General features: G+C 41.6%; 11 protein-coding genes and 1 pseudogene. 5 read left to right on the top strand and 7 right to left on the bottom strand.

Translation table 11 applies throughout. From position 1 onward, the window contains the following. Positions 1 to 121: 121 nt before the first annotated feature. The gene (locus PSI06_RS08965) at positions 122 to 772 is read right to left on the bottom strand and encodes a hypothetical protein (protein ID WP_273603471.1); all 651 of its coding nucleotides are present in this window, start codon (positions 770 to 772) and stop codon (positions 122 to 124) included. Positions 773 to 843: 71 nt separating this feature from the next. Between PSI06_RS08965 and PSI06_RS08960 the strand changes: the two are divergent. Both PSI06_RS08960 and PSI06_RS08955 read left to right on the top strand, forming a co-directional pair. Next, positions 844 to 1,014, top strand: a pseudogene (locus PSI06_RS08960) (NAD(P)/FAD-dependent oxidoreductase); the annotation flags it as partial. A gap of 77 nt (positions 1,015 to 1,091) precedes the next feature. After that, complete coding sequence (locus PSI06_RS08955) at positions 1,092 to 2,003, top strand: tetratricopeptide repeat protein (RefSeq protein WP_223230617.1); 912 nt, start codon at positions 1,092 to 1,094, stop codon at positions 2,001 to 2,003. Here the strand turns inward: PSI06_RS08955 and PSI06_RS08950 are convergent. Together PSI06_RS08950 and PSI06_RS08945 are read right to left on the bottom strand one after the other, a co-directional pair. After that, entirely contained in the window at positions 2,000 to 3,106 is a 1,107-nt protein-coding gene (locus tag PSI06_RS08950) for a DUF917 domain-containing protein (RefSeq protein WP_273603472.1), read from the bottom strand. The genes PSI06_RS08955 and PSI06_RS08950 overlap by 4 nt on opposite strands. A gap of 113 nt (positions 3,107 to 3,219) precedes the next feature. Then, complete coding sequence (locus tag PSI06_RS08945) at positions 3,220 to 5,364, bottom strand: TonB-dependent receptor (RefSeq protein WP_273603473.1); 2,145 nt, start codon at positions 5,362 to 5,364, stop codon at positions 3,220 to 3,222. Positions 5,365 to 5,560: 196 nt separating this feature from the next. On the opposite strand from PSI06_RS08945, the gene PSI06_RS08940 reads away from it, so the two are divergent. Beyond that, positions 5,561 to 6,079 (top strand): Lrp/AsnC family transcriptional regulator, encoded by a 519-nt coding sequence (locus tag PSI06_RS08940; RefSeq protein WP_024031376.1) that lies wholly within the window; start codon positions 5,561 to 5,563, stop codon positions 6,077 to 6,079. 55 nt (positions 6,080 to 6,134) lie between these two features. On the opposite strand, the gene PSI06_RS08935 is transcribed toward PSI06_RS08940, so the two are convergent. From PSI06_RS08935 to PSI06_RS08920, 4 genes are all read right to left on the bottom strand, one after another. After that, positions 6,135 to 7,409 (bottom strand): purine-cytosine permease family protein, encoded by a 1,275-nt coding sequence (locus PSI06_RS08935; RefSeq protein ID WP_273603474.1) that lies wholly within the window; start codon positions 7,407 to 7,409, stop codon positions 6,135 to 6,137. A 236-nt stretch (positions 7,410 to 7,645) separates the two neighbouring features. After that, complete coding sequence (locus tag PSI06_RS08930; protein ID WP_029774333.1) at positions 7,646 to 8,845, bottom strand: AGE family epimerase/isomerase; 1,200 nt, start codon at positions 8,843 to 8,845, stop codon at positions 7,646 to 7,648. Further along, entirely contained in the window at positions 8,842 to 9,819 is a 978-nt protein-coding gene (locus PSI06_RS08925; RefSeq protein WP_055252708.1) for a carbohydrate kinase family protein, read from the bottom strand. Before PSI06_RS08925 ends, PSI06_RS08930 begins: the two co-directional genes overlap by 4 nt. A gap of 16 nt (positions 9,820 to 9,835) precedes the next feature. Next, entirely contained in the window at positions 9,836 to 11,137 is a 1,302-nt protein-coding gene (locus tag PSI06_RS08920; protein WP_138684930.1) for an MGH1-like glycoside hydrolase domain-containing protein, read from the bottom strand. 196 nt (positions 11,138 to 11,333) lie between these two features. Between PSI06_RS08920 and PSI06_RS08915 the strand changes: the two genes are divergently transcribed. Both PSI06_RS08915 and PSI06_RS08910 read left to right on the top strand, forming a co-directional pair. Then, positions 11,334 to 13,775 (top strand): TonB-dependent receptor, encoded by a 2,442-nt coding sequence (locus tag PSI06_RS08915; RefSeq protein WP_273603475.1) that lies wholly within the window; start codon positions 11,334 to 11,336, stop codon positions 13,773 to 13,775. Positions 13,776 to 13,960: 185 nt separating this feature from the next. Further along, positions 13,961 to 15,541, top strand: a complete 1,581-nt coding sequence (locus PSI06_RS08910; protein ID WP_054982291.1) for a sodium:solute symporter — start codon at positions 13,961 to 13,963, stop codon at positions 15,539 to 15,541. Positions 15,542 to 15,551: the final 10 nt, after the last annotated feature.

Here is a 15,551-nt window from a genome sequence, read left to right as displayed (position 1 = left end):
GGTTATGGACTTATAATAATGAACGCCCTAACATGGGCATAGGTGGGATAACACCCATACAAAAACTGGAAAAGTTAAACAACGAAAATTCTACAGATAACCTCCATTAAAAATGGGGAGATTACCGTGTCATTACACGATCAGAGTAGGAGTAGTCCATCGCAACTTCTATATCGATGTCATGGGGATTAAAGGTCTTTTTAAATTGCCAAGAGATGGAGGAAATTCCGAGTTTATTAAAATACTCACACCCAAGGAGAGTAGTTTTTAAAAGATTAAAATATGTTTCATTTTTAATCTCAGCAATATTAGCAAGATACTCTCTGTAATCAGCTATAGTTTGCACTGATAGTTTTAATAACTGCGTTTGCTGCTTCACCTCTAAATAAACACAAAAATGTGTAAGGCTAGAGTTTAGCTTTGATAAAGAAGACCATTTGCTTTCAACTTGTAAGTACTTAACTACCATTCTTGCTAATAGATCAGCATTGTCCTTTCCTAGCTTTTCAACAGCTATAGGGTAAAAAGATGTTTTTTTATTTCTCTCTGAAAACTCACCAGCTCCGATCACACTACTTAAGTTGGGATGAAACCTAGAGTTGGCAGACTCCTTATCTTGTGCCGGTTCAAAGAAGAATCGAATGCCCTTATTTGTATTTTCAATGAATGAACTAAAGGGAGGTAATTCAGGGTGAGTTAAAGAAATTAGCTTCTTACTTTGTTTTACTTCATTTCTATACTTAGTTAAATCTCTTTTAATTTTAGTAGCCATGAATTCCCCGTGTTTAATTTCAGCATTTTAAATATAGTTCATCGATCAACAATTTGGTAATTATAATGTTTGTAACTTTGGGCGGCGTTAATACCGATGAGCTGAGCTCTAAAACCTTTGAAGCTAAAAAAGCCAAAGGCTTATATTTTATAGGCGAAGTAACCGATGTAACAGGCTGGCTTGGGGGCTACAACTTCCAGTATGCGTGGAGTTGTGGGTTTGCATGTGGGCAATATGCATAAGTATTTCAGCGTATTGTGGTAGGTGAGATAAAAATATTACACTCTTAATTAAGGTGATTTTAAAGAGTGTAATATTGGTGCGTATATTTTTGCTGTTAAGTATTGTCGCTACAAGTTTTAATGCATTAGCATCAGAAAACTACAGCGATCATGAAGCGTTTTGCTTGCAACAGCCCAAAACGCACTGTTTAACTTATATTGAAACGCGCCTTAATGAAGTCAAAGATAACCCTGCACAATGGTACAAAATAAAAACCTACCAATTTGATTACTACTACGACTACCAACAGTTCGAAAACTTACTCAACGCTATTACTCCTTTTTTAGAGCAAGATAAGCTGCCCGATGTATTTAAGCTACAAATGTATTTTTATTACGCGAAAGCACTTAACTATATTGGCAAAAAAGCAGAAGCTAAAACGTATGCCGCTAAAGCGTTTACCCAGTTAGACGGGATATATAATGCTTTTGGTGACCCTTTAAGATTAGTGGAGTTGGCTAACCTACACTATGTGTTTGGTAGTAAAAAAGCAGCGATGCGATTACTAAGAGATGCCGAGCAGCGCTTTGCAAAAAATAACGATCCTATTTTTCATTTAGAGCTGCACATTAACAAAGCGCATATTTACTTAAAGTGGCAGCAATACGAGCACGCAGTAAAAAGTAATTTAATGGCCTATAACGCCATAAAAAACACCAACCACGCTGCTAAAATAGTGCTTGCTAGCGGTAACTTAGCGTACAGTTATCAGCAAAATAAAGAGTATTTAGAAGCTATAAATTATTATAAAACCGCATTCAAATTTACTGAGCCCTCAAGCATTTACCATGCTATTTATAGCTTACGTTTAGCGCAGGTATATTTACAAATAGGTAAAAAGGTACAAGCGAAAGAATGGCTTAGTCGCATTGATAGAAACGCCACCGAGTTTGGTAAAGGCCATGCTGCATTGTATAGCAAGCTGCAGCACGCCCTTAGCAATAATTAATTTGCAATCGCTGCTTTATATGGGGTGTTAACGCCTGCGTAACGCGGGCCAAATATTTCTAAACCTTTAGGGCCTGTAAATTCCTTTGGCGCTGGTAAAATTACAACGGCTACTTTCATGCCTACCTCGTAATTAGGATTAGTAATGGGTGTGCCTGTTTGGCTGTTAATACAGCATATTAAATCAGGAATGGTTACGTGCACTTCATCATTTAAAAACGCGGCCATGTTTTCGTTTTTAACCGTTATTTTGTAGCTGTTATTTACAAACTCGCCTAACCCTATAAGTGTTACTTCGCCTAAGGTAAAGCCTTCTACGGTGTTAAATTCAAATTTGCTTACCTCGCCTTCAAAGGCAACAAAGCCGCCGCCGTGCTTGGCAATTATGTGTGCGGTGTTAGCGTGCTGCTCGTTGGCTTCACGCATTGCTTTACCAAGTTTAAGGGCTTTACTAATGGTGCCATGAATAACCGCGTTTTTCATTTGCTCAATAGGTAAAATATGATCAATGGCTGCTATGTCGTTACGGCTAATTTTAGCCAGTGCTCGCACTACTGTTTCGGCGCGTAAGTCGTCCATTACATTTTCGCAAATAAAGCACTCACCAAATTCATTCGCGGTAATAATGGGCGCTGCGGGTAAGTTATTTAAATAATAGGTTGAATGGGTGATCTCCGGTACTGCGCGCCCAGCGGGGTCGGCATCAATAATGTAGCCGTCAAACATTGCAGCTAAGTAAAACGATACTGCGGTGTTTGAGCCGCCAAGCTCACAACAAATAGTGCCATAAATAGCATCGTTACCTGTGTATTCAAGGGTGCGCTGGTAAGCAGCTAAAATAGCGTGCTTAGTGCTGCGGGGCAGGTTTGCATACGCGCGTTCTTCTTGTTCACTTAAAGCAGATATTGCCCCTAACATGTAAGGCGTACAAACAAGCTCACCCGCGGGGACTTCATCGGCACTAATTAGTTTAAAGCTTTTACCCTGTGCGAGTGCTTCGTCAATATAGGCAATGCCTTCACTTAACTCACCGCCGCCGCCAGTGCCTAAAATGGCGCAGCCGTATAAAATATCAATAAGTTGGTCACGATTAAGAATTTGCATGTGTGTATCGCTATTGGTTAACTCATACCCATCCCCAAAACAGATCACTTAATTAAGCGGATTGGTATAAAACAGCAGGCATTAAGAAAATACCTGCTGTAAAGGTGAAAAAATTAAAATTGGTAACTGAGCTCTATACCGTAACTACGAGGCTTATTAGGTTGGCGCACTAGGTCTGTAACCCCATCGGCCAGTAGAAAAATATCTTCAATAGCGCGCTCCTCCGTAAGGTTGTCTACGTAAACTTGAACGCTCCACTGCTCTGATTTAAGCCCTACACCGGCATTTAGGTAGGTATAACGCGACGACTCAACATCAGGAATATCAATACTGGATGTTTTAGGGCCTTCAATTAATAGCTCAGCGCGCGAGAACAGTGACCATTCTCCGTTGAGTGCTAAGTTATGATTTGCTGACAGCCCGTAGTTATATTCAGGCACCCAAAATTGTGGCCTGCCAGCCAGTTCGGGGCGTAGTGCAAAGCGTTTAATTTCTGAATCAACAATACCTGCACTGAGGTTAATACTTAAATTGCTGGTGGCAGCAAAGGCGGCTTCTAGCTCTAAGCCTTTGGTTTGTACTTCGTCAATAGAGAGGTTTTCAAGGGTGAAGGTATCTATATTAAATTGGGTAAATTGCGCATCGTCTTGCTCAATAATAAACGCGGCGCCATTAAGGGTAACTTTGTTATTAAACAAAGCGGTTTTAAAGCCTATTTCGTAGCTGTCAGAAATTTCTTTATCAAAGGTGCGGCTAATACCGTCGGCCGGCTCGTTAAAGCCCCCACTTCTAAAGCCACGCGAGTAGCCGGTGTAAAGCAGTAGGTCGTCATTCATTTGGTACGCTAAGGTAACTTTAGGCTGTAATTGGCTAAACGATTTTTTAGCGTAAGTGGCGTCTTTATTGGTTGGATCGAACGACTCGCGAGTATCGTGATCGTAACGCATCGCACCGGTGAGCTCTAACTGCTCGTTTATATCGTAGTTAAACTGCCCAGCAAGTGCCCATGCATCGCTGCTGTTGTTGTCGATAATTGAAAGGTAGGGCTCGTCGTTGGCAAAATCTGCACGCGTTAAAATTTCGGCATCGGTAAAATCATCGTAAAATAATACCGCAGTATCGCGGTCGCGCTGTTGATAAAACGCCGACACCGACCATCTAAAAGCCTGATCCGACTGGGATATAAAGCGCGACTCTACCGTTAACGATTCAATATCGTATAACCCTTCAGTACCAAATGGGGCTCTAAAAAAGCCATCTTCGTCAATAAAGGTGGCATCGGCAGAGTAGTCGCCATCGTAAAAGTGCTCGTTTTCTGAATTGCTGTACGCGGTTACAAACTCAAATTTACCTAAATCGTAATATTGGGTTAGCTTGGCGCTTAGCTCATACACATCACGCTCATCTTGGTTAATAATATTTTGTGAGGTATTAATTGAAAAGTCTTCAATGGTGTCATCGCTCACCCCTTGGTAGTAAGCAAACCCAGCTTCGCTTGAGGTGTATTTACCTTTAAGATTTATTGAGGTGTCTTCGCTTAGCTCAAACTCTAACTGTGAAAAAACCGATTGCTCTTTTAACGGGTCGGCGTAATCGCCTGTGTAGGTATTTTTAATCAGCCCATCGGTATCCTTAATGTAACCACCGGCTCTAAAATAAGCGGTGTTTTCATCGTTAAGCGAACCCGATACAACCGCATTCAAATTATACGTGTTGCCATTACCTACAGAGCCTTTAATTTTACCTTCAAAGTCTTCAATGGGTTTTTTAGTTGTCACAATAACCGCACCACCAATGGCGCCGCGGCCATACAGTGCGCCTTGTGCACCACGCATAACTTCAATACGTTCAATATCAACTAGGTCTTGGTTTATAAACTCTAAATCGGGGGCGGTAACACCATCAACTACAAACGCTAATGGCGGATCGCCCACCTGCGGTGTAATTAAGCCACGAATAGTAATACGGGCAAGGCCGGGCCTAAAATTATCGAGCTGCGATAAGTTGGGAGTTAAATTAGCAACATCACGAAAGTTAGTAATACGTGATTTTTCGATTGTCTCGGCGCTAAATGCGGTAACAGAGTCAGGCACGTTTTGTATCGACTCAACACGCCCGCGCGATATCACCGAAATTTTCTCTATAGTGTCAGTTACTGTTTGTTGTTGTTCTTGCGCATGCACATAGTTTATGCACGACAGGGTAACTGCCGATGCTAATAGTGTTTTACGAAAGCGTATTTTGTTGTATCTGCTCATGTTCTATGTCCTAATGTGACTATCATGGTGATGTTACTTAGTGATAAACATTGTCGCTTTTTCAGACAAAATAATATTTTTTAAACCCTTAATACAGCACACACAAATTGCTGAAAATAACGCTTAAGCGCGTAATTTTATGTATTTGTTGACCTTAAATTTACAAAATTCATTATTATTAAATGTGAAACCGGTTATGAAAAAAACGATAAAAATAGACAGGTATAATCAAAAAATACTGGCAATTCTGCACCTAACTGCCGATTTAACAAACGTTGAATTGGCCGAGCAAGTTAACTTGTCGCCCAGTGCATGTTTTCAGCGAGTAAAGGCATTAAAAGAGGCGGGATATTTTAGAACCTTTCATGCTGATATAAATTTAGAGCAAATTTGTGAGCACGTGTTTGCCTATATGGAATTTACCCTAGAGGACAATAACCTAGCAGCACGGCGTAAGTTTTTAGCTGACATACACAACATCCCCGAAATAATGGATTGCATGCAACTAAGTGGCGATATTGATTATATTTCTTTTTGTTGCTTTGCCGATATTCAAGCGCTTAATGCAATGTGCGACAGGCTAACCGGCAGCTCACAGTATGCAATTAAAAAGCTGACTACACGCATAGTGCTTGAGCGCGCTAAGTTCTTTTTAGGCTACCCGCTGGAAAAACTTAAATGGCGAGACGAAATGAAAGTAGACGATGAAGAGTAGCCCCCTAATTTAGAGTAATAAAAAGGCGCTTTATGCGCCTTTTTATTGTTTAAAGTTATTGCTGAACAACCGGTTTGGGCGCAATGGCTTTTGCAAACAGGGTATAAATAACGGCCGTTAATATAATAGCGTCAATCACGGTAATACCACTCATTGATACGTTAAATAAAGCGCCATTACACACCGCATATGCCGCGCCTACAAACCACGCGCTAAACGCGGGAAGTGAAAAGTTAGCGTTATTTGCCAAAGCAGCTGCGTTATAAGCATGGGGTTTAATAAACAATGCATCAACAATAATTACGCCTGCTACCGGTACAAAAATATCAGACAAAAACGCTAAAAAGCTTATAAACATATCTAAAATATTTATAAAGGCGGCGCCAATTCCCACCAAACCTAATAACACAATAACCCACTTTTTATGCCAATGCGGGAAGGTAGCCTCTACGCTAAGGGCGGTACTGTAAAGGTTTAACGAATTTAAAATCCAGCTGCCTGCTATCACAATAAAAAACGCCGAAAACCCCAAATTAAGCGCAAGCATTAAGCTTAATATTTCGGTTTCTTGCATGGCGGCTGCGGCAAATACAGCCACAAAAATAACCAAAAGCTCAATAACCATATACGCAATAAATGAGGTGTACACGCCGCCACGTTTTTGCTTAGAAAAACGGGTTATGTCGGGCAATATTATTGCGCCAATAATAACGCCGCCAACAATGGCAGCTACACCATCTTCAAGAGAAAGCACTGCTGATTTTTCTAAATTAATAAAATCAACCAGTGGCATACTATCGAGCGCGCCAAAAAGCATCATAGCGGTGACCGCAGCCAAAATAGGGATCATGATAGAGGCCAGCACATTAATGGCTTTAAACCCATACAGTGTGGTTATGAGCATGGCGCAACCTGCGACTATATCGATGGGCCATTCGGGCATAATAATATTAAATTCTGCACTGAGTAAGCGCACCACGGCATTAGAAAACAAATCAATATTTACGCCAAACCAGCCAATTAATGATAAAGCAAAGGCAATATTAACAATGCCCGCGCCAGCATTACCAAACGCTATTTTTACCAATAAATAAGAGCTTAAGCGGCTTTTTACACCTATGGTGCCCATAGCCCCACCAATAAGGGTTAATATAAGTGAGCCAATAACTAACGCCCACAGTGTATTACTCACACTTGAACTTTGATGTATTTCTAGGCCGGTGATAAAAGTGGGCAGCGAAAAGCTGAGCATAGCGGCTATGGCTGCAATGCGCGGCCAGGCAACAAGTTCGTTGCTATTAATAGTGTGGGGGTCGTTCCCGTTTGGCATTGCCAGTTTCTCTTTTTTATTATCTTTTATATTACTATACGCCGCTGGCGTGCAAAATTTTTTATTATTAGGTGTTTATTCAAAATATGAGGTTTAAAAAGTAGGGGGCGCACAAAATTATATTTTGTGGTGATTATTTTTAGGGTGTTAAAGGCGTAACTATTTAGGCAAAAAAAACCGCCAAAAAGGCGGTTTAAAGGTCTACACAACACAATTAAATGTTTTACCTTATTGGGTTATTTTAATAACGCCAACACGTCAAAACAGGCACCCATAGTATGGTAATCCGTTTTACCAATTGGGCTTTTCATGGTATCTATTTTTTTGTTATCTACGGTTAAAATTCTAAACCACGCACCGTATTGATGATCAACTAAGTGCTGCCACGAGTACTGCCAAATTTTGTCATACCACTGCTGGTATTTTTCATCCCCTGTGGTTTCATAAAGGTAGGCTGCACAGCACAGTGTTTCGGCTTGCACCCAAAAGTACTTGTCGTCATCACATATGCTTTTATCTGGCGCAAAGCCGTAACAAATACCGCCATGTTGTTTATCCCACGCAACGTCTATTGAATTATCAAATAACGCTTGAGCGCGCTCAACAAGCCAAGTTTGTGGCTTATGCTTATTTAAAAACATTAGTAGTTTTGACCACTCAGTTTGGTGACCTGGCTGAAAACCCCACGGGCGAAACAAATTTTTAGGATCGTCTTTGTTGTACTCTAAATCAACCTGCCAATTTATATCGTAGTGCTCCCAAATAAGCCCACCCATTAAATTAGCTTGGCGATTAACCATGTTATCGGCCAATGTGAGCGCGCGATTTAAAAATAGCTCATCTTGAGTTGCTTCATAAGCGGCAATAAGAGCTTCGCACGTATGCATATTGGCGTTTTGCCCGCGATACGGATCGCACTTAGTAAAGTCACTGTTGTGCTGATCTTTATACAAACCCGCTTTTGCATCCCAAAAATGGGTTTCCATTGTTTGAAATGTATCGTTTAGGTATTCGCGCGCCTCTGTAACACCTACGCGGTATGCCCAGCTGTAGGCTAAAATCACGAACGCAAAGCCATAGCAGTGGTTGGTATCATCAAGTACAGTGGCGTTACCTTGCTCAACACTCAATAACCAATTGTAACCGCCTGTTTGCTCAACAAAATGGTGCTTACGAATGAACTCAATACCCGATTTAACACGGTTTAGGTACTTTTCATCATTAAAGGTTTGGTACGCACGTGCATAGTTAAATACAAACCGAGTAGAGCTTACTAGGTGGCGAGTTTGCTTATCAAATACCTCACCATTATCCGAAAAGTTTTGGTAAAAACCGCCGTGTTCGTCGTCTATGTTTGGCTCGTAAAACGCCAGCGTATCGGCAATATGTTGTGTTAAAAATTCGCGGCTTTTAAAGTTATCAGGTGTGTGGCTCATAGTGCGCTCCTAAAATCGTTAAGCGATTTTTCGTTAGGAAGAGACGTAAATGCCCCTTTGTAAGATGCTGCATGAGCACCACATAACGAAGCAAATTCAAAAATAGTTGTTAGTGTTTCGGGGTTGTCGCAAAGCTTACTAAAAGAGCTAGGTGTAAGGTTTTGTAAGCCTAGTTGATACAACAATCCACCTACAAACGCATCTCCTGCGGCGGTGGCATCAACCATAGTTACCTTTTTAGGGTGAAGCGTTTGCTTGGCATTTTTGGTATACCAATGCATCGGGTTGCCTGCATCGGTGACCACAAATAACTCACAGCCATTATTGAGAGTGTCGGCTATAAATTCTTCACCCGTTTGCTCACCCGCTAAGTATTCAAGCTCTTCTTTAGAGGCTTTAATAATAGAGCAGTGCTTTAGTAAGGGTAAAATGTGTTCACGCGGGTTAGCATTATTAGGCCATAAGTTGAGGCGTAAGTTAATATCAAAACTGACAATTGAGTTATTTTGCTTGGCAAATTCAACCCCATACGCGGTGGTTTTACGTATGCGCTCGTCGGTTAAGGTATTTGAGCAAATATGAAAGATATCGCATTGCTCAAACCATTCACTGCTAAAGTCACTATTAGTAAAGTGCAGATCGGCGGTGTTATCACGGTAAAACTCAAACGTACGGTCGCCGTCCTTATCAAGTGATACAAACGCAAGGGCGGTTTTTGCTTGGTCGGTAAAGCGCATAAAGTCGGTTTTTACGCCTTGCTCTTTTAAGGCGTTATGTAAAAAATCACCAAAGCTGTCGGTGCTTAGCATGCCAGCAAAGTAGGCGTTACCACCTAGCTTTGCAATAGCTACGCTTACGTTTGCAGGCGCACCGCCTGCAAACTTAGTAAACGCTTCGTGCTCGCTGTTGTTTTGGCTTAATTTATCAGAGAGTAAATCAACCAATACTTCACCAAAACATATTGTGTGTTTCATAATGCTGCCTTAGTTATTAATCAAGTAGCCAATGCAGCGCAATAGCGGCTGTCCATGAGAAATCTTTACCACCACAGCCGGCGCCTGTTTCTGGGTTAAAATATTCGTAGTAACCCGATTTAAGCACTAAATCGCGCGTGTCGTCCTGAATTTTATCAGCCGTGGTCACAAACCCTGCTTCTTTAAGGCCGATGGCTATCATCCAGTTAATGTGTAACCAAATAGGGCCGCGCCAGTAACGCTGTGGCTCGTATTTTTCTTCTTTAGGGTGGGTAGATGCCACACTAAATTGACTCGACTCAATAAAATCTTCTGTCGCGGTATTAATAATACGCGTTTGCTCGTCAGTTGTTAAACCAGCATAAACGGTTAGTAGTGCCGCCGATGTTTTAACTTTCGCTAGGCTGTTGGTTAACACGTTTTTACAGTAAAAGTATTCGCTTTGCTCACACCATAACGTGTTAATTGCTGTTTGAGTTAGCTCTAGACGCTGTGCTAAATAATCGGTACGTGCATCGTTTAAACCGAGCTGTTCACCCATTTTGAGTAAATCTTTTGTCGCACGGTGCAAAATAGCAATAATACCTAGGTCGTTCATTTTGTACGGGCAGGTTTCGTAAATTACTTTGCTATCAAAATTGTTACGTTTAAAAAAGTCTACTAGGTATAAGAAACGGTCGTACTCGCTTTTATGCGGGCGCTGCGACGAATCAACATGGCTGGTGTCGCGGCGGGTGTATTCCCAATCAACACCAGGTACAGCTTCAAGGGCATCATCCCACGATGGGCTGTTATCCATACCCGATTCCCACGGGTGATAAGTGACCACTAAGCCTGTGTTTTCAGGATCGCGGTCGTTGTACCACCATAAATGGTAATCAACAACTTGAGAAAATAATGCTTTAACTTTTTGCTCTGCAAGGGCTTTATCTTGTGCGCTGGCAAGCATTTCTTTCATTACTGTTGCCACAACCGGTGGCTGCGAAATAGACGTACTTTTAATTTTTTTATCAGAGCCCCACACATCTGGACCAGGGAAGTAGGTAGTTGAGTCTTTATGAAATAAGATATGTGGCACCATGCCGTCATCCCACTGGCCTGAAAATAACACATCAATTTCTTGCCACGCACGGCTCTCGTCAGACTTCATCCACCCTAGGGCTGTAATCGCTGAATCCCAGTTCCACTGAAACGGGTAAAGGCCATGCGTAGGGACGGTATAGCCACCTAAATCGTTTGCTATAAGTGTTTTAGTAGCAAGTTCTGTAAGCGATGCCGCTGTGGCTGCATCAAGTTTACCGTTGATTGTAGTAGTCATATTGGGTGCTCTTTGTGTGTTATTTTCAATTTGGATAATATTAAAGCACTCATTATGGGTTGTAAATGTTTTTTTTCTGTGCTTAAATCCTGTTCGAAGTAACAAAAAACTAACATGTATACTTGATTATTTCGCACTTACTTAGCCACACTCTAAGTAATTACACACAGACAACTAGCACAATTGGAGAATACCCGTGAATAAAACTACGATCGCCTCTATTGTATCTTTATGCCTCACACAAGGCGCGTTTGCCGCAGAAGAGACTGCGCCAGATACAGCAAAAAAAGAAAATAACGTTGAACGTATTATCGTCTCTGGTACCAGCAAAGGACGCGTTATTTCAGATACCCCACAGTCAGTAACCTCTATTAGCGAAGATGAATTAATAAAGCTTTCATCAAGCAGCCAAGCAGATGTATTACGTTATATCCCAGGTATTAAAGTAGAAGGGGGCGGTGGTGAGGTTGGAACAAACCTACAAGTAAGAGGCTTACCTTCATCGGGTCAGTTTCAGTTTACGCCACTGTCGTACGACGGTTCACCTAGTTTGAGTGTTTTTGGCTTAAACTCATCGGCGTTTGATGTGTACTATCGAAACGACTTAGGTATTGAGCGTGTAGAGTTTGTGCGTGGCGGTGTGTCTAACTTATTTGGTCAAGGCTCTGTAGCGGGTATTATTAACTATATTTCTAAAACGGGCAGCGATGATCCGCAAAGTACTGTGCAAATGGAGCTTTCTGATCAGGGCCGTACCCGTTTAGATTTTGCCACAAGCGGGCCGCTTAACGAAGATGGCCTTTATTATGCGCTGTCGGGCTTTTACCGTTACGATGAGGGTCCGTTAGATACAGGGCTTGAGACTAAAGGCACTCAGCTGCGCGGTAATATTCGTAAAGAATTTGATGACGGCTCTGGCTCATTTACTGTGTATGGCCAATACATTGACGACCAAGCGCAGTTTTACCTGCCTATTCCGCTTGATGGCGACAGCCGCGAACGCTTAACTGGTAACGATGGACGCGAAGTGGAGTCATTACAAACTGCTAATGTGTCTAACCTGTCTTACGATACTGCCAATGGTCGTTATGAATCGCCAATTAGTGATGGTGTGGTAACTAAAGGTGGCTCTATTTCAGTGGTGTTTGAAAAAGAGCTCGCTAACGATTTTGCTATTAACATGCGCAGTAAATACGCAAAGTACCAACACGAATTTAATTTATTTTTAGATGGCGACGGTACTATTAATGTACCTGAGAGCCAAGAAGAGTTTTTAGCTAACCGTGGCTTAGGTGATGTAAGCGATGCAGCGTTTACTTACACTGCATCGGGGCAGGCACTGGCAAGCGATGACTTATTATTTGCTAATCGTATTTTAGATAGAGACCGCCCAGCAGAGGATTTCTCTGCCGAATTTAATATTGTTAAAAGTATTTTTGTTGGCGATTTTAGCCACGATATTACCGTAGGTACGTTTTTCTCTCACAGTGAAGCCGATGACGATAACGTTATTACGACCTACTTGGGGGAATTTAACAATAACCCAGAACTGGTTGATTTAACGTACACCAATGCCGATGGTGATGTTGTTCAGTACACACAAAATGGTATTAGTGGCCCAGGTATTTCTTACACCAACCAAACAATTAGCGCTACCCGCCGTGCGCTTTATATAGCGGACCAAATGGAAAGCGATGATTGGATTATCGACTTTGGTGTACGTTATGAAGAAATTGACGGCAAAATTAGCCGTGAAGGCAGCCAAGTTGTACAAATTTCTGATGATCCATCACTTGCGCCTAATTTACAGGTAAACACTACAGGCAGTGGTGTAATGACCTACGGCGAAGTAGACACCTCTGAATTTGCAGTATCGGGTGCAGCGTTATACCGCTTAACCGATAACTTAAACGTATACGCGAATGCATCTCGCGGGTTTTTCTTCCCAGAAATTAGAGGGATTCAGTTTAACGATTTAGGTGAGCCTGCCAGCTACGAAGCCGAAATTGTTGAACAAGGCGAGCTTGGTATTAAGTTTTTTGATAACGACTTTAGCGGTAGCATCGCGTTATTTAGAACCGACCTAAAAGACAGACGCAGCGTAGACTTTGTTAACGATGGCAACGGTGGCGTATTAGAGCTGCCTGTTATGCAATCAACCAAAGCAACGGGTGTGGAGCTTACTGGTCGCTACGATATTACCGATGAGTGGGCGGTTGATGCCAACATGACCTACACTGACCACGAATTTACTGAGTTTGACTCAGACCCTTCTATTATTGGTAACGAGTTACGTCGTAAACCAAAAGTATTATTTAACTCTTCTATAAGCTACACCGCAGATAATTGGGATGCTGCTTTGTATCATAACTTTACAGGTAAAAACTTTGCTAACGATGCAAACTCTGTAGAGCTTGATTCATTCCACTTGTTTAGATTTGATGCGGGTTATAACTGGCAAATCGCCCCAGAGCAAACCGTACGTTTAAGCGTAGGGGTATTTAATTTGTTTGACTCTGATGGTGTTACCGAAGGCTCGCCGCGTTTAGGTAATAGCCAAACGTCAGACAATCCTTACTTTGTAGGCCGTCCAATTCTCCCACGACGCGTTACATTTAGAGTCAAATACGACTTTTAAATAAATGCTTTACGCCTATTAACCTGTTTTGGGGTTAATAGGCTTTTTGCATTGTGATGCATTTTTCAGCTAAGTTAGCGATAGGCTTGTTTTTAGGGACTGTTTTAGAAGTAAGCATGTAGCTGTTTAGTTTTTTATTTTTGAGAAGGCGCTGTGTTTTCTTAATGTGAATACGCGAAATAATTATGAATATATTAGATTTTTCAATAGTTGCTCTTTACCTTGGTGCCTTATTGGTAATGGGGTTTATGCTACGCGAACAAACCAATAAAAGTGATTACTTTTTAGGAGGCAAAAGCTTAGGGTGGAAACCTTTAGCTTTGTCGGTAATGGCCACTCAGCTTTCGGCTATTAGCTTTATTTCGGCTCCTGCATTTGTTGGTTTGCGTGAAGGCGGTGGTATGCAATGGCTCTCGTATGAGTTAGGTGTGCCGCTTGCGATGATTTTAATTTTAGCGACTATTTTACCTAAGCTTTATAAAAGCGGCATTGTAAGTATTTATGATTACTTAGAAATGCGTTTTGGTCGTTCTACCCGTGTGCTTATTAGTGTGGTGTTTCAGTTTAGCCGCGCATTTGCCACCGGTATTATGATTTATGCGGTATCGCTTATTCTCCAAGGCACCATGGGCATAGAAGCATGGCAAGCCATTGTGCTTACCGGCGTGATCACGGTGTTATATTCACTGCAAGGCGGTATGAAAGCCGTGGTGTATGGTGATGCAATTCAAATGATCATCATTGTACTAGGTACTATTGCTTGTATTGGCTTTGGACTTTATCACTTAGGTGGGGTTGATACCTTTATTGCTAATGTTGATTCGAGCCGATTAGAAGCCATAAAATTTGATTCGTTTGGATTTAGTGGCGATGGTTTTGGCTTTTTACCTATGATTTTTGGTGGTGTGGTGCTTTACGCCTCTTACTATGGGTGTGACCAAACACAAGCGCAACGTGCACTTAGTGCAAAAGATCCTAAAAACTTACGCTACATGATTTTAGCCAACGGCGTTGTGCGTTTTCCTATTACTATTTTATATTGTGTGTCGGGCTTAATTGTAGGCACACTGGCTATGAGCAACCCCGAGTTTTTAGCCAAAATTCCAGCCGATAACCCAGATTGGATGATGCCAATCTTTATTTTAGATTACTTACCACATGGCTTAATTGGTTTATTAGTGGTGGCTATTTTATCTGCGGCTATGTCATCACTTAGCTCTGCTATTAACTCGCTTTCGGCGGTAAGTATTGAAGACTACAGCCGTATTTCAAATAAAGAGCTAGACCAACCAACCTACTTAAAACTGGCTAAATACTTAGGGCTTATTTGGGGGGCAATTACGTTAATTTTATCGCTTTATGCTGGTGATATAGCGCCAACTATTATTGAAGCCATTAACAAAGTAGGCTCGTTATTTTATGGCCCAATACTGGCGGTATTTTTAATTGCCGTAGTTAGTAAGCGCAGTGCTGCGCTGCATGCAAACATAGGCTTAATTAGTGGTGTGTTAATTAACTTGTTGGTGTCGGTATTTGCGCCAGACGTATTTTGGTTTTGGTGGAACTTTATTGGCTTTGTGGCCACTGCGGTGATTACCCTTACGACAAGCATTGCGATTCCACGCGAAGTAAACGAGGTTGCTAAAGCGCAAAACGCTGAGACTATCTCAAACTCAATTTTAACCGGTAAAGATATCGTTATGCTGCTTAGCATGTTTGTTGTGATGGTATTAATTTGCCTTGCTATTCCATCAATTTTTTCGTGAGCGTTAACCC

Origin of the sequence: Pseudoalteromonas sp. GABNS16E, from assembly GCF_028598715.1 — a bacterium.
Classification (GTDB): domain Bacteria; phylum Pseudomonadota; class Gammaproteobacteria; order Enterobacterales; family Alteromonadaceae; genus Pseudoalteromonas; species Pseudoalteromonas atlantica.
This window is presented reverse-complemented; position numbering and strand designations above follow the sequence as displayed.